Below are 16,162 nucleotides of genomic sequence, written 5' to 3' on the forward strand. Positions count from 1 at the left end.
GGGCTTAGAGCAATATCATTGCTTTTGGTGCTGATGGCTCATTGGTCACCAATCCCGTATCTCAACAAAGTCGCCGAATGGGGGCGGGGCGGCCTATTAATATTCTTCGTGATCAGCGGGTTTTTGATCACGAGAATACTCATAGGCCTGGCTCGCCGAAGACCTCGGATTGAGGGGGTACAGCTTCTCAAGGGGTTCTATGGTCGGCGATTCTTCCGAATCCAGCCTATCTATTATCTGGCGCTCGCATTTGTCATTTGCATGGGATTGAATGGTGCTGTGCGGGAGGATGCGATTTATCACGTCTTCTTCGTGCAAAATCTTTCAAATGTGGTGCTCCGGAATGATATCGGAACTTACGGACCAGCCGCTCCGTGGTGGTCGCTTGCAGTTGAAGAGCAGTTTTACGTTTTCTGGGCCCCGATCGTTATCTTCTTCCGGCCGAATGCTTGGAAGCTTTCGCTATTCGGGGCATTTGCGGTCGCGATCGGCTGGCGTACTTTCGCCTGGTACGCCGATCTTGGCCAGGCGAACGTTCTGGTCACGCTCGGAAATCTGGATTCACTTGCTGCCGGCGCAGCGGTCGCCATCATCACCTCGACAGTTCGGATTACCCCAGCGGTGTCGCGCTGCTTCTCGGCGATGATGGTGGTTGGCATCGCGGCACTCTGCCTGCTGTCATATACAGAGATGAGCCAAGGAATATTCGCGTTTCGGAGTAGCCTTGTTGGAAAAGCGCTTGCCGATGTGCCGGTTTATATGATCGCCTCATCGCTTATATTTTTCTTCGCTGTTGGCGGCGCGAAAACCGCAGCGAAGGTGATGGAAAATCCCGTCCTAGTGTTCATAGGCAAGCGTAGCTACGGTGCCTATGTCTATCATCAGGTCGTGAACTACACGTTCTTTTTCGTCATAACACCGCTTTGGCTGGAGCCAAATTTTGGCATCCAACGTCAGTTGCATGGTTTCACTGAGTTTTGGGCTTTCACGTCAATCACGCTGCTGTTGGCCGCCTTGTCCTACAAATACATCGAGCAGCCGATATTCAGGGTTCGTGATCGGATCTATCCGACTACTTGATAGCGTTCATTGAACGTGTCGACCTTACTGAATAGCGAAAAACAGGTCGCCCGTCTCCTTTCGAGACGGGTGCTTTGCCGTGTTCAAAATCTGGAGCCTCCCATGCTCTCGCCAACTGGCGCGAGGTAAGCGTCCGGTGAAGCAGCCGTCGCGCATTGAGATCGGCTGCAAAGGTGGCCGCGTCCTGAAGGTCGATGCCTCGATTGCGCTGGCAACGCTGAAGGCCCTGATCCGGTCTGTGGAAGAGGCATGATAGGTCCAGGTGCGAATGCGCGAGTTTATCTCGCCTGCGGGGCGACCGACATGCGCAAGGGGGTCGACGGACTAGCGGCACTGGTGCAGACGGCACTGCGGCAAAAGCCGGCGTCGGGATCGGTGTTCGTCTTTCGCGGACGGCGCGGCAACCGTATCAAGCTTTTGTTCTGGGATGGCCAAGGCTTTTGCCTTTACTACAAGGTCCTGGAGAAGGGTCGCTTTCCATGGCCCTCGGTTGCCAATGGCACAGCCCGGCTGACGGCAGCGCAACTGGCGATGCTATGGGAAGGGATCGACTGGCGCCGGCCGTCATGGACCGCTGCGCCGAAGCGCACCGCATGAGGTAAAAATGCAATGTTTCCATTGCTATAGCTGGTGATCTTAGGCCAAATCAGCTATACGTTCCGGCCATGGAACAAAGCCTTTCCGAGCTGCCGGATGACGTCGAGAGCCTGCGCGCGATCATCGCCGCGCAGGCCGAAGAACTGACGCGTCAAAGCCAAAGGCTGCGCTCGCGTGACACTTTGATCGAGAAGCTGAAGGCCCAGCTCGCCGTCCTGCGGCGGGCCCGCTTCGGTACCTCGTCGGAGAAGATCGAACGCTCGATCGAGCAGCTTGAGCTGGCGTTGGAAGACATCGAGGCGGCGGACGCGGAGATCGAGGTCTCTGCGGGTTCCCTCTCGGGCACTCGCGAGAAGGCGCGGCCGAGCCGTCAGCCATTGCCGGATCATCTGCCGCGACAGGAGGTCGTTCACCCGGCGGCTTGCGCCTGCCCGGTCTGCGGTGGTTCCGACTTCATCCGCAACGGCGAGGCCATCACCGAGGTGCTCGACTATGTTCCGGCCTCCTTCCGGGTGGTGCGCCATGTGCAACCGCGCTTCACCTGCAAGGGCTGCGACACTGACATCAAAGGGACGATGCCGTCGCTGCCGATCGAGCGTGGCAAGCCGGGAGCTGGTCTTGTCGCGCATGTGCTGACCGCCAAATATTGCGATCACCTTCCGCTCTACCGGCAATCAGAGATTTATGCGCGGGAAGGCGTCGATCTTTCCCGTTCGACCATGGCCGATTGGGTCGGCAAGGCCAGTGCTCTGCTCGAGCCGCTCGTCGCGAAACTACGCGCGCACGTCTTCGCCGGCAGCCGCCTGCACGGCGACGATACGCCGGTTCCGGTGCTGGAGCCAGGCAAGGGCAAGACGAAGACCGGGCGGCTGTGGACTTACGTTCGCGATGGTCGTGCCTGGGGCGACGAGACGCCCCCCGCCGTCTCCTACTTCTACAGTCCGGATCGCAAGGGTGAGCATCCGAAAGCCCACCTCGTAGACTTCTCGGGCATCTTGCATGCCGATGGCTATGCCGGGTTCCGCGAACTCTATGAAGCGACCCAACCCGACAAACCTGCCGCCATCCAGGAGGCGGCCTGCTGGGCGCATGTCCGCCGCAAGTTCTTCGATCTAACCACCAGCCCCGGAACGCACCCGATCGCCGAAGAAACGCTTGTCCGGATCGGCGAACTCTACGACATCGAGAATGCCATCCGCGGAGCGCCGCCGGAAAAGCGCAAGAACATTCGCCAGCGCCAGGCCAAGCTGAAGATCGAGGCGCTCCGGCGGTGGTGGGACAAGATGCTTACGGAACTGCCGCGCGCAAGCAGCACGGCGGAGGCGATCCGCTATGCGATTACCCGCTGGGCGTCGCTTTGCCGCTTCCTTGACGACGGCACCATCGAGATCGACAACAATGCCGCCGAGCGGGCAATCCGCCCTATCGCGCTCGGCCGCAAGAACTGGCTGTTTGCTGGATCGGATAAAGGCGGCGAGCGCGCCGCCGCCATTCTGTCGCTGATCGAGTCCGCGAAGCTCAACGGTCTCAATCCCGAATCCTATCTTCGCGACGTCCTCACCCGCATCGCCGACTATCCGATCAATAGGGTCCATGAGCTGTTGCCATGGAACGTGGTCGAGGCCGCCAACCAATGATCACTGCCGCGGTCACCTGCAGTACACCAAAAAAGGAATCCCAATGCTCTTCAACAATCCGTCGCTGGATGAATTGCGGACCTTGCTCAGAGGCGTGCCAGATAGGGACTTCCGTATCCAGTTCTCAGAGCCTGCTGCCTACGACGATGCGCGCCTCAGTGTTGTAGACGAGATTTGTCACAGTGCAGGGCAGTCAGTGTCTATTAGGTTCTATGGGCACTATTCGAGCACGATCGACTGCGCGGTGGTATCGCGATTGTCGGCGTGCCGCTCGCTGTTCTTGGATTGCCTGCAACCTCTCGCCAATGTCGATGCAATCGCAGCGATGCGACCCCTGCAAACTTTTGGCATCAACGTATTCGAGGCGAACTACGATCAGGTACTGCGTTATCCGAGTGTTCAGGCCGCAAGCACACTCTTTATCGGCACCAACAGGAAGACCGATTGGAACCTCCAACCAGTGAGCGATTTTGCAAATCTGCGGACGCTAAGCGTCGACGGGCAGCACAAAAACATCGAAGTGTTGGCAGAAATGGGCGGCATTCGATCGTTGTGGCTCAATTCAATTCCGCGAAAGAGTTCCCTAGCTTTCGTCTCCCGCATGGCGGGGCTGAAGCAACTCAAATTGATGCTAGGCGGCCGCGATAACCTGGATGAAGTGAGCCATTTCCACGTCGATGATCTCGAAGTTATACGGGTCAAGGGCCTTACACGCCTCGATTGTTCTCTATTCCCAGCACTTCGGATGCTGAAGGTGGAAGATCAAGCCAAGATCGCAAGTCTCGACCTTACTAAGAATGTTGCGCTTCAAAAGGTTCATGTCAGTAATTGCAAGGTGCTGGAGCAAGTGACCATCGCTGGGTTGGAAAAACTTACAAGCTTGTTCATCGACAGGACCGCCATCGAACCTCAGGCTTTCCTGACAGCTTCGTTGCCACCTACACTTACAGCAGTAGACCTGTGTGGTTATGGGTTGCGACGCGACGCTGACATAGACGCACTCCTTCGATCGCGCGGATATCGATCGGTGTATCGGGACAGAATTCATTGATATGAGGGCAAAACACTTCCGACCGGACGCTTACGGCGCGAGGTGCTGAAGCACGCCTGGTCCGTCCGTCTGATGGCGCTGGCGCTGCTCTTCATCGTCCTTGAGCCCGTCATCAATTTCGTCGCCGCAACCTGGGTGTCGCGCAACCTCTACATCCAGATCGCCCTTTCCACGGCATCGGGGCTCTTCGCTGCGGCGGCAATCGTCGCCCGCATTTTCGTCCAGCAGAAAATCTCCGGAGAACTGAATGACAAACCGTCTACAGACAGGTAACGCCGCGGCCGCGATGGCCGTTACGCCGCGCCTGACGACCGCGTCGACCGTCACCGAGGACTGAGGGTCCGACGCGGCGGCGCGGTTCCCCTTATCCAATGGTCGTGGCGCGTTTGCCGCGCATGGGCAAAAACGGAATCACCCTGGGGACGCGCGAGGCATACGACCGGTAGTCTGGGAATGCCGCCCGGAGCACCGTCTCTTCGTTACTCATTCGGCGAAGTTGCAGACACCAATGCACGATTCCGAGAAATACCGTCCACGGAGAAAAGCTGAACAGGATCATTCCGATAATGAATATCTCCTCGGTCAGATAGAGCGGGTGCCGGACGATGGAATATGGCCCCGTTGTGACCAGAGCTCTTGCGCCAGGTGCTATGCTGAAACTGCGGCCGAGGATCGCAAGCATATATGCCGATGAAAGGAAGCCGACGATCATCAGAACCATTGCGGCAAGGCGCACAGCATCTGGCAACGCCATTGGCGGAGGCAGGAAGGCGATCAGCAGGAAGAGGAAGGTGCCTCCCATCGCCGTCAGGTATGGTTCAACGCCGCGCGCAGACCGCACCTGGGGCATTCTCGTCAGGGTCACGACACACATCATGCCGATAAATAAGATCGCAGCGATCTCAGCTATCAGGAATACGACGCCTTGGGACGGATAGTCGCCGGTCGTCATCGTCCGAGCGATCTTGGTCCACACAACAAGTATTGAATAGGAGCAGATGCCAATCCTGCCGATGACATCTGCAATAATCAAGTGTCGATTGTTCATTGGTGCCCCCGCGTTGTTTGGACGCATCTTCGCACGGTTGCGGAAAATGGCAATCGCAACCGTTTAAATTGGTGAATACCAACTATTGGGGATATGACTTACACGGACGCGCCGCCGGCGGTGTCCGTCAATGCAATGACACGCGATGCGCCAGCAGCCGGTCGATGCCGGCCCGGATGCGAATGCGGCGGATGATCTCGACGTGCGTGAAAACGCAGGCGAGCGCGGCCACGACGATCAACGCGGTTCCGATCAGCGCTGTCGGCAACGGCAGTGACCAGTCGATATAGCCATCGGGGAGTGACGCCCCACTGCGACCTGCTTCGGCTGTGCTTGCGGCGGCATTGGCAAGCACCAGCCCGAGCAGCGCAACATGCGCATGAACGAAGCGCGCCCTAAGAAACCGTTTCGGATGAAAAGCAAGATAGATGCCGAAAATCGTCATCGATGCAAACGCAGCGAGAAGTTCCCACGGTCCCATCCCTGCCGCGCTGAGTAACATGAGAGGCAGGCGCAGCACCGGCAGCAGCGTCAGGTAAAGCTCCCAAACAAACGGGCGTGATGGATACATGGCCAGCAGTAGCATGCTGGCGGCAAATACCGCACCGATGGCATAGACCAAAGCAGGTCCGAGACGAACAAAAGTCAGAACCAAGATTCGCATTCGCTTTCCTCCTTCGGCAAGCTCTGGTTCCAGGCAGAATATTCGCAAATGCTTGAGCAAGGCTTATCGCTCGATCGGCGCGGCATGAATGACTCCGGCTGCGGCGATTTGCAACCTTCCACAAAACTTATCCACCTTAACGAGGCGATTTCATGAACATCGGTGGCGCGAGGTGCTGAAACACGCCTGGTTGGTGCGGCTGATGGCCCTTTCGCTGCCGCTCTGCATCGTCTTCAGGCCACACTACACCTCGTCGCCGCAACCTGGGTGTTGCGCAACCTCCACATCGAGCTCGCCATATCGGCCACGTCGGGTCTTTTCACCGCGGCGGCGATCGTCGCCCGCATCGTCTTCCAGCAGAAAATTTCAGGAGAACTGAATGGCAAACCGCCTGCAGAAAGGTAGCGCCGCGGCCGCGATGGCCGTTGCTTTGGTCGGAAGCTTCGAAGGGCTCCGGCAGCATGCCTATCCGGACCCTGCCACCCAGGGCCAGCCGTGGACGATCTGCTACGGCAGCACCAATGGCGTGAAGCCGGGCGACCATAAGACGGTGGGAGAGTGCAGGGCGCTGCTTTCGCTCGAGCTGCAGCGGTACGCCAATGGCATAGAGCAGTGCGTCACCGTCCCGCTTCCGGATGCCCGCTTCGTGGCGCTGACCTCGTTCGCCTACAATGTCGGCATCAGGGCGGCCTGCGGCTCGAGCGCGGTCAAGCTCATCAACCAGGGCAGGACGGCCGAGGGCTGCGAGGCGCTCCTCAAATGGAACCGCGCCGGCGGTATCACCTTTCCCGGCCTGACGCGTCGCCGGCAGAAGGAGCGCGCCTTCTGCCTGGAGGGCATCTGATGTTCGGCCTTCTCGACGCGCTGAAGATGGGCGCCGGCATCGCCGCCGGCCTTGCCATCTATCACCTCTATGCGGTCTCGATCGGCTACCCCTCTGCGGCGCGCCAGGCGCGCGCCGGTTACGTCCTCATGTCCGAAAAGACCGCGGCAGATGCACGGGCGGCCGAGATGGAACGCCAGCGCAACGCCGCGTCGCTCGCCAGCGAAGAGCACCGCAAGCGCCTTATGGCCGCGGAGGCCGCCGAGCAGGCCGCCCGTGACACACTCGAAACCGAGATCCAATCCTATGAACGTCAGCTTTCGCAAAAGAACCGTTCTTGCGCTGTCACTGCTGCTGATCGTGACTGGCTGCTCCGCCACTGAGCGCCTGAACAAGGCGGCGGTCGCGAGCGGGCAGGCCGCGGCCGGCATCGTGCTGCCGCCGCTGCCCGACGATCTCAGAAAGCAGGAAGCGCATGCGCCCGTGCGTGAAGGCGAGCCGCTGATTGCGATCCTCGCCCGCGAGCGCCAGGCGCTCGACCGCGCGAACGCCCGCCAGGAGCGCAGCGTCAAATTCTATGATGACCTCACCAGCCGATACGGAACACGCCGATGATGAATGCCATTTCGCTCGCCCTTGCCAATCCGATGCTGAACGGCGCGGGCGGGAGCGCCGGAGACCCCGACCGCTACATGTTCTTCGCCACCCGCAACCGCATGCCGTCGGGCGCGATCGTCACCGCCGCGTCCGGCACGAACTATGTCTGCACCAAGATCGTCGTCAACACGCCGCAATATAAGACGCGGACCTTCCGCTTTCATCTCTCCGGCTTCGCCTCGACGGAAGGCGGAAATTCGCCGCAGGAAACCGTCGTCACCGGCACGATCGGCACGCCGGGCAATTCCGTGGTCGCCGACGCCATGTTCGTCCGCGTCGCCGGCGTCTTCTACCCGTGCACCTTTGCCGGGGCGAACACGGTGACCGTTGCCGACCAGACGAACGGCGCCTGGACGGACGAGCTCACCATTCCCGACGTCGCGCCGGAAAGCGAAATCGAAATCTGGCTGTTTTATCACACCGCCGTCGGCGAGAAGATCTGGCCGGTCTATCGCATCCAGAAGCATCGCGGCGAACGCGTCTGGGGCGCCGGCGATCTCGCCACCCTTCTTGCCTTCAAGGACAGCCCGCTCGCCGACAGCACCGCCGCGCTCGATACCGGCTACGGCACCCAAGCGCAGCCGCAATATTGGGGAGCCGATTTCATGGTCGCCAAGGGCGATTGGGATGGTAGGCCCGTCGCGCTGGCTTTCGTCGACAGCATCGGCGAGGCGCGCCAGGAATATTCGTCCGCAGCCGATGCGCGCGGCAATCTCGGCTGGTTGCGCCGGTGGCTCGACAGGGACGGCGGCCCGGGCCGCATTCCCCATTGCCTGATCGGCATGCCGGGCGCCGGCTCCGTCCGCGAATATACCGGCAGCGGCTCCTCGATCGCCACCAGGCGCCGAGACATCATTCGCGAAATCATCGCCTTCAACGGCAATAAATGGCCGTTCACGGTCATAGCAAACCAGATGGGGCAGAACGACACGGCCTCGACCTATACGCAGTTCTTCACGACCAACTACCGCTCGCTGGTCACCCGCCTGCGCGGCGAATATGCCGGCGTCAGAATCGTCGCCTTCCCGCCGCTCGGGCGGACGACGATCACACGCACCGTCACGCTGACCTCGGTCGGCACGGTTGCCACGGCGACCATCGCAAGCGGCCTCAACGGACTTGCGACAGGCCAGACCGTCAGTATTTCGGGCGCCGCGCCCACGGCCTATAACGGCAGCTATGTGATATCGGTCCTCGACGCCAACACCTTCACCTACAATTTCGCCGGCGGCACCTCGCCGGCGACCGGGACCATCACCTGCAACGATCTCGGTCTCAGGGCCGAGTATCAGGTCTATGGAACCAACAACAGCTGGCCGTCGGACGGAACGGACGCTTCGGGCAAATGGCGGCTTCGCGATGATATCCTTGCGCAGACATCGGCTTGCTGCGACGCGGCAATCGATACCTACGCAGCCTGGGTCTCCCCCTCCAGAGGCGGTGTCTGGCCCGGCATGCTCGAGCTTGCGAGCACGACATTGACCACCCAGGCCGGAACTGACGGCGTTACCACCTATAACCAGATCGTCGTCGCGGATGCGAGCATCTTCAGGCCCGAGCAGACGATGCACATCTATTCCGGTCCGGACGGCCTGGCTCGCCTGAGCACGCAGGTCGTCGCCAGCATCGCCGGCAACGTCATCACCTATCAAGGCGTGAGCGCAGTGGTCATGCCTGTAGGGTCGGTGGTGCGTCCGGCGCCGTCTGTCGGGGAGCTTTCGCCGATATCCTTCATCCACCCGCAGCCGATCATGATCGACCGGATTTCGAGCGGCATTGCACAGTCCGAAAAGCTGAAATTCAATTTCTGAGGTGGCCTCGCCATGACATCCAATGACGATATCCTGCGCGCTCTGGGGCGCGTCGAGGGCAGGCTGACCGGCATCGAGGAAAACGTCGCGCTGCTCCGCCAGGAGATGAGCGACGAAAAGGCCAATGCCCATGAGGGCCGCGCCGTGATCCACAAGCGGCTCGACGAACAGGCAAGGCAGATCGCCCATCTCGATACCAGGGTGGCGATGACAGGCGGAGCCAACGCGCAGATCCGCGCCGAGATCAGGGCGCTCAAGGAAACCGTCGAGAAGAACCAGGAGATGGTCGGCCCGGCGCTCGACGAGTGGAAACGGATGAAATCGATCGGCTATGGCATCTCAGGGCTGATCGCCTTCGCCGGGCTGACGACGGGCGGGGTCATCGCCTATGCCAGCGATGGCGCGGTGGCGGCACTCAGGCATTGGCTGAAGATCAGTTGAGCGGGCGCCAACTTTGCGCTGTTGGCGCCTGGCGACTGACGGCGAATGCCGGCAAGTCAAACGCAGCAAAACGGCGTCAGCTCGGCTGATATAGTGCCGTATTTCTCCCCTTGCTAAAATTAGACTTTGCTAACGAACCAAAATGCCTTTTGTTTGTTATCCTCTTCAAGGAGGAAACGGACATGAAGAGCATGAGCAACCGCCAAGTTCGCGTTCCCGGGCCCCGGGAGCATGACGTTGCCGAGCATTGCCGCAAGTTTGGGATTGGCCCGGCGGAGGAGAAGAAGCTGAAAAAGCTGCTCGGGTCTCACGCGCCGCTGCATGAGATCCGGGCCAATGCGCCGCCGCCCCAGCCGAAATGGCGATAGCGCCGGAGCCGGAACTTCCGGCAACTATCCGGCGTTTGGATCGCCGGGCCGCGCGGCTGGTCTCGTCTCCTGTACCCCTGCTACCCCGGCAGGCGCTGCGCGGTCCACTGATTCCCTTGTTTCCGGCGTGTCGGCGTGCGGATCTGCCCGCGCACGCCGAGCCGTCAATGCCGCAGCTCGCGCGATAGCATCAGGATATAGTCGTCGGCGATATCGGCGACCACCATGGCTGCTTCGGCCGGCCGATAGCCCCTGCCGACAGCCTCGGCGACAATCTTCATCACCTGCGGTTCAAGCGCCTCCCGACAGTCGGCCAGGCTTTTGTCGTCCGGGCATTTGGCACGAAATTCCAAGATGTTATTCATGGCATACCCCTCCGTTTGATGTTGCGCGCTGCCTGATGCATGAAGCCGGTCCCTCTCGGGAAAAGCGGGTCACCATTCCGGTGCGCCGTGCCGGAACAAATTAGCGATTGAAAATACGATGTCACAGGGCGGGATGTATTCAAGTCGATGCTGATATTAAGGTAAGCCAGTAGGGTTAATTGGTAAAGCGGCAGTTGACTGGCCGTCGGCGGACCTGTCAGGTAATGGCGCAACACCTTGGTTCCGTGTCGCTTTTCGGAACGAAAAACCGGCGGTCTGTTGCTTTTTCGAGGGGAAATGCCGCCATTTACCATATGCTGCGAGGGCCGGCGGCCGCAGCTCTGTGCCGCAGCCGGCAGCCGCAAATCGCGACGTCATTGCAGGCCTTGTGCCACGGCTGTCCTCAGGCGGCAAGTGGCACAGCAATGAAGGTCTTACTGCCGTCGCGTTCGACGAGCAGCAGCACGGATTTGCGGCCGGCCTTGCCGGCTTCGGCGATAGCGGCCTTGACGTCGCGGGCATTGTGCACCGGCCGGTCGTTGACCGCGACGATGACATCGCCCGACTGAATGCCGGCGGCAGCGGCCGATTTGTCCGGATTGACGCTGGCGACCAGCGCGCCGCTGACCGAGCGCGGCAGGTTGAGCTGCTGGCGCACATCGGGCGTCAGCTCGGCAAGGCCGATGCCGAGGCTCGGCTGGCCGGAGGCCTGGCCCTGCGCTTCCGGGCTTGCCGCCGAGGCCTGCTTCTGGCCGTCGGCATTGGCGCCGACGGTGACGTTGAGATCGATGGCCTTGCCGTCGCGCCAGACGCCGAGCGATTTCCGCGTGCCCGGCGAAAGATCGGCGACGAGGCGCGACAGGTCCTTCGGCGTCTTGACGGTCTCGCCGCCGACCGAGGTGACGATGTCGCCGGGCTTCAGGCCGGCATGGGCGGCCGGCGTATCGGCGGAGACGGCGGCCACCAGCGCGCCGCCGGTCTTGTCGAGGCCGACGGCATCGGCAACGTCTTTCGTCACCGGCTGGATCTGCACGCCGAGATAGCCGTGATTGATCGAACCGTCCTTCTCGAGCTTGGCGACGATCTCCTTGGCCTCGTCGGAGGGAATGGCGAAGCCGACGCCGACGCTGCCGCCGTTCGGCGAATAGATGGCGGTGTTGATGCCGACGACCTTGCCCTCACGATCGACGAGCGGACCGCCCGAATTGCCGTGGTTGATCGGCGCATCGATCTGGATGAAATCGTCATAGGGCCCGCTATGCAGGTCGCGGCCGCGGGCCGAGACGATGCCCGCCGTCACCGTGGTGCCGATGCCGAAGGGGTTGCCGATCGCCAGGATCTGGTCGCCGAGATTCAGCCTGTCGGAATCACCCCAGGCGACGGTCTGCAGCGGCTTGCCCGCCTCGACCTTCAACACGGCCACATCGGATTTCGGATCGGTGCCGATCAGCTTGGCCGGAAGTTCCGTGCCGTCGTCGAGCGTCACCTTGATGTCGAGCGCATTGTCGATGACATGGTTGTTGGTGACGATCACGCCGTCGGCGCTGATGATGAAGCCGGAGCCGAGCGCCATCGCATGTTCCGAACCTCGATGCTGCGGCGCCGGGCGAGGCAGCGGAATGCCCTGATCCTCGAAGAACTGGCGGAACTGCTCGTCCATCGGCGATTGCTGATCGGCGCTGACATCCGTCGTCTTCATCGTCGTGGTGATGGTGACGACGGCAGGCTTGTCGGCGTCGACGACGGAGGCGAAGGAGCCGCTCGCGGCGAGAACGCCGCCGGTATCGGAAGGCGCGGCAAAGGCGTTGGACGAATTGACGGTGAAGGGGAGGCTGGCGGCGCCGGCGATGACGGCGGCCCCGACAAGCGCTGCGGCGTAATGTTTGCGGTGGATGCGTGACATGGGGAGGGTCCCTTGCGAGAGCGTTGGATTGCGATGGCGTCGTGGTTCCGTGTCTTGGACCTGGCGTCGGGTGAGGTCGCGCCAATTCCTCCGTTCGCCGGCGCAGATCGCCGGGGAGGCGACGATCGGGGAGGGGAAGAAGAATTCGCGCTCGGTATAAATATGAGCGCGGCAGATGGCTTTACAAATTAAATATTGATCATGTTTATGTTGCCGATTTGTAAGAAATTACATGCGTTTAATCTTCGCTGCCAAGGCTTGGCGTCAATCGCTGCTCCCGCCCGGATCACAAGGGTTTCTGACCTGCATCGCCTGGGCATTTGGCCAGGCAAAGGCCGCCTCCGCCGCAAGGATTAATGAGCTATTTCAGGGCGGTGCAGTGATCCGAGCGTCGCTTCAACGCCCATCGCAAAGCAAGCCATCTCGCGCTTTCCATCGAAATCGTATCTCAGGAACCGGCTGTAAACATAAAAGTTAGTAGACTCTAAATTATTTCTTGGTCAGGAAGTAATGACCAGGGAATCGGCCGCAGGCGAGTCTCGTCGGCGGCATCTGAGGGGCGATGAAGAATTCGGTTGAGCGGAGACGGAAAGCCGAGCGCGGGATGCAGGTGAAGCTGAGCGATGTGGCGAAGAAGGTGGGCGTCAGCCCGATCACCATTTCGCGCGCCTTGCGCAATCCGGAAATCGTCTCGGAGGATCTGCGCGAGGAGATTCTGCGCACGGTCGAGGAGATGGGCTATATTCCCAATCTTGCCGCCCGGGCGCTGGCCGGCCGCCACAACGGCACCATCGGCGTCATCACGCCCGCCCTGCATCAGTACGGTTTCGCCGGCCTGATGATCGGTATCGAGGATCGCTTCCGCGGCACGGAGTTCACCGTGCAATATTCCAGCACGCTGCACCATGGCGAGGGCGAAGCCGGGCTGCTGAAATCCATTCTGACGCAGAAGCCGGCCGGCGTCATCATCGCCGGCGCCGAATCCTATCGCGATCTTCTGCCGCTGATGGCGAGCGCCGCCTGTCCCATCGCCCATATCACCGATCTCAGCCAGGAGCCGCAAAGGCTGGTCGTCGGCCTTGATCACCATGCGGCCGGCGCCGAGCCCACCCGCTTTCTGCTGTCGAGGGGCTATAGTCGGATCGCCTTCATCGGCCGCGGCGCCGATGTCCGCTCGCGCCGGCGCATCGAGGGTTATGAGGCGGTGATGCGGGAAGCCGGCCGGTTCGACGACGATCTCATCATCGGCGGGGATGCGCCGAGCCGCATCGGCCTTGGCAGAGAGCTGTTTTCCCGCCTGCTCGAGCGCGTGCCCGATGTCGATGCCGCCTTTGCCCAGAGCGACGAACTGGCCTTCGGCGTGCTGATCGAATGCAAGGCGCGCGGCATCCGCGTGCCGGAGGATGTCGGCATCTGCGGCTTCAACGATCTGGAATTTTCGCCCTTCATCGAGCCGTCGCTGACGACGGTGCATATCCCGCGCTACGACATCGGCAACCGCGTCGCCGACATGCTGCTGCGCGTCATCCACGACGAGCCGCCCGACGAAGACAGGGTCAATTGCGGCTTTTCGATCGTGCCGCGCGGTTCGACGCGATAATCTGGCACGTGCCGCCATAATGGAAGTGGAGTTGGACTTGATGCCTGGGCACAGCAAGGATTATTCCGTATATGGAGCGGATGGCGATCACTGTGCTGAAAAATGGATAAGACGGAATTGTCCTTCGACAGGATGCGCACCTTTGTTCGGGTCGCCGAGCGCGGCAACCTGTCAATGGTCGCAAGGGAGCTCGGCGTCGGCCAATCCACCGTGACGCGGCACCTCAATGAACTCGAGGAGGCTGTCGGCGTGCCGCTTCTCAGCCGCACCACCCGTCGCGTCACCCTGACGGAGGAGGGCAGTCGCTATTATACCAACTGCCTGCAGATCTTGCGCCTGGTCGAACAGGCTGCCGAGGAAGCCAGAGATGCCCGTCAGGCTCCGGCGGGCGCTGTTCGGCTTTCCTGTACGGCAGCGCTCGGTGTGATGCATGTCACGCGAATGATCTTCGATTTCCAGGACAGGCATCCGGACATCCGCATCGACCTCAACTTGACGGACGAGCGCATCGACCTCGTTCGTGAAGGCGTTGACGTGGCGCTTCGCCTTGGACCTCTCGCCGACAGCTCAATGAAACTCCATGCGGTCGGGGAGAGCCAGCGGCTGCTGGTCGGCGCTCCGGCCTATTTGTCCGCCCGGGGACGGCCGGAGCGCCCGGCCGATCTGTCACGCTACGAAACCATCGTGATGTCGAACGTGGCAGGCAGCAATCAACTCCTTCTTTCCTCTCCCGATGGCGCCAGCCTGATCATCCCGGTCGGCGGTCGGTTGCGTGTCGATCATGGGCTTGCGGCGCGCGAGGCTCTTGCTGCCGGACGCGGCATCGGTCCGACACATCTCTGGCTGATTCAAGATCTTCTGGACGACGGCCGGCTCGAGGTGGTGCTTGGAGACTACAGGCCTTTGCCGGTTCCGGTGAGCTTGCTGATTGTTCCGGAGCGTGCAGCCATTGCCCGCGTTCGGCTCCTCGTCGACTTTCTTGCCGCGGAGATTGCCAAGCTGCCGGGAATCCGGCCGTCGTAAGTCTTTGCTTCAAACATGCCGTTGCCACGGAACCGCCGCCCCGCTTTTGCGAAACAGGCTTCAACCTCCGAAAGACCGCTTGTCGCCGCGCCATCCCGTCTTGCGCAGAAACTGCTCCCAGTTGAGCGTCTCGGGATTGAGCCGGCGGCTCCATTCGAGATCGTGTTCCTTGCCGAAATAGCCATATTCGACCGCATATTCGACCATCCCGAGAATCTCTCGAACGAGAAATTCGTTGGCGGCGAGTTCCGGAAAATAGCGGAGCAGGCCATCCCTGGTGAAAGCATCTCGATACTCGGCCTTGAGGCCGGTGACGCGCTGGAAGGTTTCGACCATCTCCCGCGGGGAGATGACATCGCCGACGATCGGCAGCGTTTTGCCGTTGTAGCGCTCGGGGTGCGAGAAGATCTCGAGGACAACGGGCCCGGTCGCCGTCAGCGGATCGACGAAGGGCGCGCTGAAATCTTCCGGAAGATAAATCGGCAAGAGCAGGGTGTCGCCTTCCATGCGCGGCGCATAATACTCGATGAGGTTTGTGTAGAAGAATGCCAGCATGACGAAGGAATGAGAGATCGGCAGGCCGCGTATGTAATCTGCAACGCGCGCCTTGTCGGTAAAATGCGGCGCATATTTCGTTCCACCGGTGATCTTGTCGACATTCTCCAGCGTGCTGAAAACAATGTGCCCGACGCCGGCCTCCACGGCCGCATCCGCCAGTTGCCGGCCGAGGGGAGCTTCGGTCGTCTCCGGCGGGGCGATCGGCGGCGTCATCAGAAACGCCCCATCCGCGCCCCTGAATGCCGCGACGAACTCCTTCTGAAGACCGAGTTCGAGGGGCACGGCGGCGATTTCAGCGCCGAGTTTCTCAAGACGCAAGGCTTCGGGCGAATCCTTTCTTCGGGTGAGAGCACGGACACGGAAACGTCGGCTTTCAAGAAGCGTGGCAACGACGCTGCGTCCCTGTTTGCTCGTTGCACCCGTGACTGCGATCAGTGGCTTGTTGTCTGTAGACATGTCTTCATCCTTTCCCGTCACTCGACGCGGCCGGACAGGCCGGCGTCTTTGCGAGGCAGGGGGGCGCGTGCCCCGTTGCC

Annotated in this window: 18 protein-coding genes and 1 pseudogene; 14 read left to right on the plus strand and 5 right to left on the minus strand. The window is 61.0% G+C overall.

All coding sequences use genetic code 11. The annotated features are described in order from the left end of the window. Positions 1–33: 33 nt before the first annotated feature. The 5 genes from NL154_RS04045 (at position 34) to NL154_RS04065 (ending at position 4,638) form a co-directional block, all read left to right on the plus strand. Positions 34–1,080, plus strand: coding sequence for an acyltransferase family protein (locus NL154_RS04045; RefSeq protein WP_434734141.1), 1,047 nt, complete (start codon positions 34–36; stop codon positions 1,078–1,080). Positions 1,081–1,329: 249 nt separating this feature from the next. Beyond that, the gene (tnpB, locus tag NL154_RS04050; RefSeq protein ID WP_221144469.1) at positions 1,330–1,677 is read left to right on the plus strand and encodes an IS66 family insertion sequence element accessory protein TnpB; all 348 of its coding nucleotides are present in this window, start codon (positions 1,330–1,332) and stop codon (positions 1,675–1,677) included. A gap of 68 nt (positions 1,678–1,745) precedes the next feature. Beyond that, the gene (tnpC, locus tag NL154_RS04055) at positions 1,746–3,314 is read left to right on the plus strand and encodes an IS66 family transposase (protein WP_434733630.1); all 1,569 of its coding nucleotides are present in this window, start codon (positions 1,746–1,748) and stop codon (positions 3,312–3,314) included. Between the two features lie 43 nt (positions 3,315–3,357). After that, a complete protein-coding gene (locus NL154_RS04060) occupies positions 3,358–4,365 on the plus strand; it encodes a hypothetical protein (RefSeq protein ID WP_434733631.1) in 1,008 nt (335 codons plus the stop codon). Positions 4,366–4,437: 72 nt separating this feature from the next. Continuing rightward, positions 4,438–4,638, plus strand: coding sequence for a hypothetical protein (locus tag NL154_RS04065; protein ID WP_434734142.1), 201 nt, complete (start codon positions 4,438–4,440; stop codon positions 4,636–4,638). A gap of 91 nt (positions 4,639–4,729) precedes the next feature. On the opposite strand, the gene NL154_RS04070 is transcribed toward NL154_RS04065, so the two are convergent. Together NL154_RS04070 and NL154_RS04075 are read right to left on the minus strand one after the other, a co-directional pair. Next, positions 4,730–5,413 (minus strand): methyltransferase family protein, encoded by a 684-nt coding sequence (locus NL154_RS04070; protein WP_210628730.1) that lies wholly within the window; start codon positions 5,411–5,413, stop codon positions 4,730–4,732. Positions 5,414–5,540: 127 nt separating this feature from the next. Beyond that, the gene (locus NL154_RS04075; RefSeq protein ID WP_434733632.1) at positions 5,541–6,077 is read right to left on the minus strand and encodes a hypothetical protein; all 537 of its coding nucleotides are present in this window, start codon (positions 6,075–6,077) and stop codon (positions 5,541–5,543) included. 202 nt (positions 6,078–6,279) lie between these two features. On the opposite strand from NL154_RS04075, the pseudogene NL154_RS04080 reads away from it, so the two are divergent. The 7 genes and pseudogenes from NL154_RS04080 (at position 6,280) to NL154_RS04110 (ending at position 10,177) form a co-directional block, all read left to right on the plus strand. Next, a pseudogene (locus tag NL154_RS04080) lies at positions 6,280–6,482 on the plus strand (hypothetical protein). Next, a complete protein-coding gene (locus tag NL154_RS04085; RefSeq protein ID WP_434733633.1) occupies positions 6,457–6,921 on the plus strand; it encodes a lysozyme in 465 nt (154 codons plus the stop codon). The pseudogene NL154_RS04080 and the gene NL154_RS04085 overlap by 26 nt, the downstream one beginning before the upstream one ends. Then, on the plus strand, positions 6,921–7,283 hold the full coding sequence (locus tag NL154_RS04090) for a DUF2486 family protein (protein WP_434733634.1): 363 nt from the start codon (positions 6,921–6,923) through the stop codon (positions 7,281–7,283). The genes NL154_RS04085 and NL154_RS04090 overlap by 1 nt, the downstream gene beginning before the upstream one ends. Before the next feature lie 4 nt (positions 7,284–7,287). Then, complete coding sequence (locus NL154_RS04095; protein WP_210631674.1) at positions 7,288–7,515, plus strand: hypothetical protein; 228 nt, start codon at positions 7,288–7,290, stop codon at positions 7,513–7,515. Further along, positions 7,512–9,368: a hypothetical protein gene (locus tag NL154_RS04100; RefSeq protein ID WP_434733635.1), complete on the plus strand. Its 1,857-nt coding sequence runs from the start codon at positions 7,512–7,514 to the stop codon at positions 9,366–9,368. Before NL154_RS04095 ends, NL154_RS04100 begins: the two co-directional genes overlap by 4 nt. 12 nt (positions 9,369–9,380) lie before the next feature. Then, entirely contained in the window at positions 9,381–9,809 is a 429-nt protein-coding gene (locus NL154_RS04105) for a DUF1515 domain-containing protein (protein ID WP_210628725.1), read from the plus strand. A 182-nt stretch (positions 9,810–9,991) separates the two neighbouring features. Then, on the plus strand, positions 9,992–10,177 hold the full coding sequence (locus NL154_RS04110; RefSeq protein WP_082240273.1) for a hypothetical protein: 186 nt from the start codon (positions 9,992–9,994) through the stop codon (positions 10,175–10,177). 164 nt (positions 10,178–10,341) lie between these two features. Here the strand turns inward: NL154_RS04110 and NL154_RS04115 are convergent, their stop codons facing one another. Then, complete coding sequence (locus NL154_RS04115) at positions 10,342–10,542, minus strand: hypothetical protein (protein ID WP_210628724.1); 201 nt, start codon at positions 10,540–10,542, stop codon at positions 10,342–10,344. 403 nt (positions 10,543–10,945) lie between these two features. Continuing rightward, complete coding sequence (locus tag NL154_RS04120) at positions 10,946–12,445, minus strand: DegQ family serine endoprotease (RefSeq protein ID WP_434733636.1); 1,500 nt, start codon at positions 12,443–12,445, stop codon at positions 10,946–10,948. A gap of 562 nt (positions 12,446–13,007) precedes the next feature. On the opposite strand from NL154_RS04120, the gene NL154_RS04125 reads away from it, so the two are divergent. Beyond that, a complete protein-coding gene (locus NL154_RS04125; protein ID WP_221164303.1) occupies positions 13,008–14,045 on the plus strand; it encodes a LacI family DNA-binding transcriptional regulator in 1,038 nt (345 codons plus the stop codon). A gap of 102 nt (positions 14,046–14,147) precedes the next feature. Further along, positions 14,148–15,068, plus strand: coding sequence for a LysR family transcriptional regulator (locus NL154_RS04130; protein ID WP_210628721.1), 921 nt, complete (start codon positions 14,148–14,150; stop codon positions 15,066–15,068). 60 nt (positions 15,069–15,128) lie between these two features. On the opposite strand, the gene NL154_RS04135 is transcribed toward NL154_RS04130, so the two are convergent. Continuing rightward, entirely contained in the window at positions 15,129–16,082 is a 954-nt protein-coding gene (locus NL154_RS04135; protein WP_210628720.1) for an NmrA/HSCARG family protein, read from the minus strand. Between the last annotated feature and the right edge of the window lie 80 nt (positions 16,083–16,162).

It is taken from the genome of Rhizobium sp. YTUHZ044 (assembly GCF_051123975.1).
GTDB lineage: Bacteria > Pseudomonadota > Alphaproteobacteria > Rhizobiales > Rhizobiaceae > Rhizobium.

Coding starts and splice junctions, on each gene's coding strand:
- NL154_RS04045 (WP_434734141.1), top strand. CDS start 34: ATGGCTCATTGGTCACCAATCCCGTATCTCAACAAAGTCGCCGAATGG.
- tnpB (WP_221144469.1), top strand. CDS start 1,330: ATGATAGGTCCAGGTGCGAATGCGCGAGTTTATCTCGCCTGCGGGGCG.
- tnpC (WP_434733630.1), top strand. CDS start 1,746: ATGGAACAAAGCCTTTCCGAGCTGCCGGATGACGTCGAGAGCCTGCGC.
- NL154_RS04060 (WP_434733631.1), top strand. CDS start 3,358: ATGCTCTTCAACAATCCGTCGCTGGATGAATTGCGGACCTTGCTCAGA.
- NL154_RS04065 (WP_434734142.1), top strand. CDS start 4,438: ATGGCGCTGGCGCTGCTCTTCATCGTCCTTGAGCCCGTCATCAATTTC.
- NL154_RS04070 (WP_210628730.1), bottom strand. CDS start 5,413: ATGAACAATCGACACTTGATTATTGCAGATGTCATCGGCAGGATTGGC.
- NL154_RS04075 (WP_434733632.1), bottom strand. CDS start 6,077: ATGCGAATCTTGGTTCTGACTTTTGTTCGTCTCGGACCTGCTTTGGTC.
- NL154_RS04085 (WP_434733633.1), top strand. CDS start 6,457: ATGGCAAACCGCCTGCAGAAAGGTAGCGCCGCGGCCGCGATGGCCGTT.
- NL154_RS04090 (WP_434733634.1), top strand. CDS start 6,921: ATGTTCGGCCTTCTCGACGCGCTGAAGATGGGCGCCGGCATCGCCGCC.
- NL154_RS04100 (WP_434733635.1), top strand. CDS start 7,512: ATGATGAATGCCATTTCGCTCGCCCTTGCCAATCCGATGCTGAACGGC.
- NL154_RS04105 (WP_210628725.1), top strand. CDS start 9,381: ATGACATCCAATGACGATATCCTGCGCGCTCTGGGGCGCGTCGAGGGC.
- NL154_RS04110 (WP_082240273.1), top strand. CDS start 9,992: ATGAAGAGCATGAGCAACCGCCAAGTTCGCGTTCCCGGGCCCCGGGAG.
- NL154_RS04115 (WP_210628724.1), bottom strand. CDS start 10,542: ATGAATAACATCTTGGAATTTCGTGCCAAATGCCCGGACGACAAAAGC.
- NL154_RS04120 (WP_434733636.1), bottom strand. CDS start 12,445: ATGTCACGCATCCACCGCAAACATTACGCCGCAGCGCTTGTCGGGGCC.
- NL154_RS04125 (WP_221164303.1), top strand. CDS start 13,008: ATGAAGAATTCGGTTGAGCGGAGACGGAAAGCCGAGCGCGGGATGCAG.
- NL154_RS04130 (WP_210628721.1), top strand. CDS start 14,148: ATGGATAAGACGGAATTGTCCTTCGACAGGATGCGCACCTTTGTTCGG.
- NL154_RS04135 (WP_210628720.1), bottom strand. CDS start 16,082: ATGTCTACAGACAACAAGCCACTGATCGCAGTCACGGGTGCAACGAGC.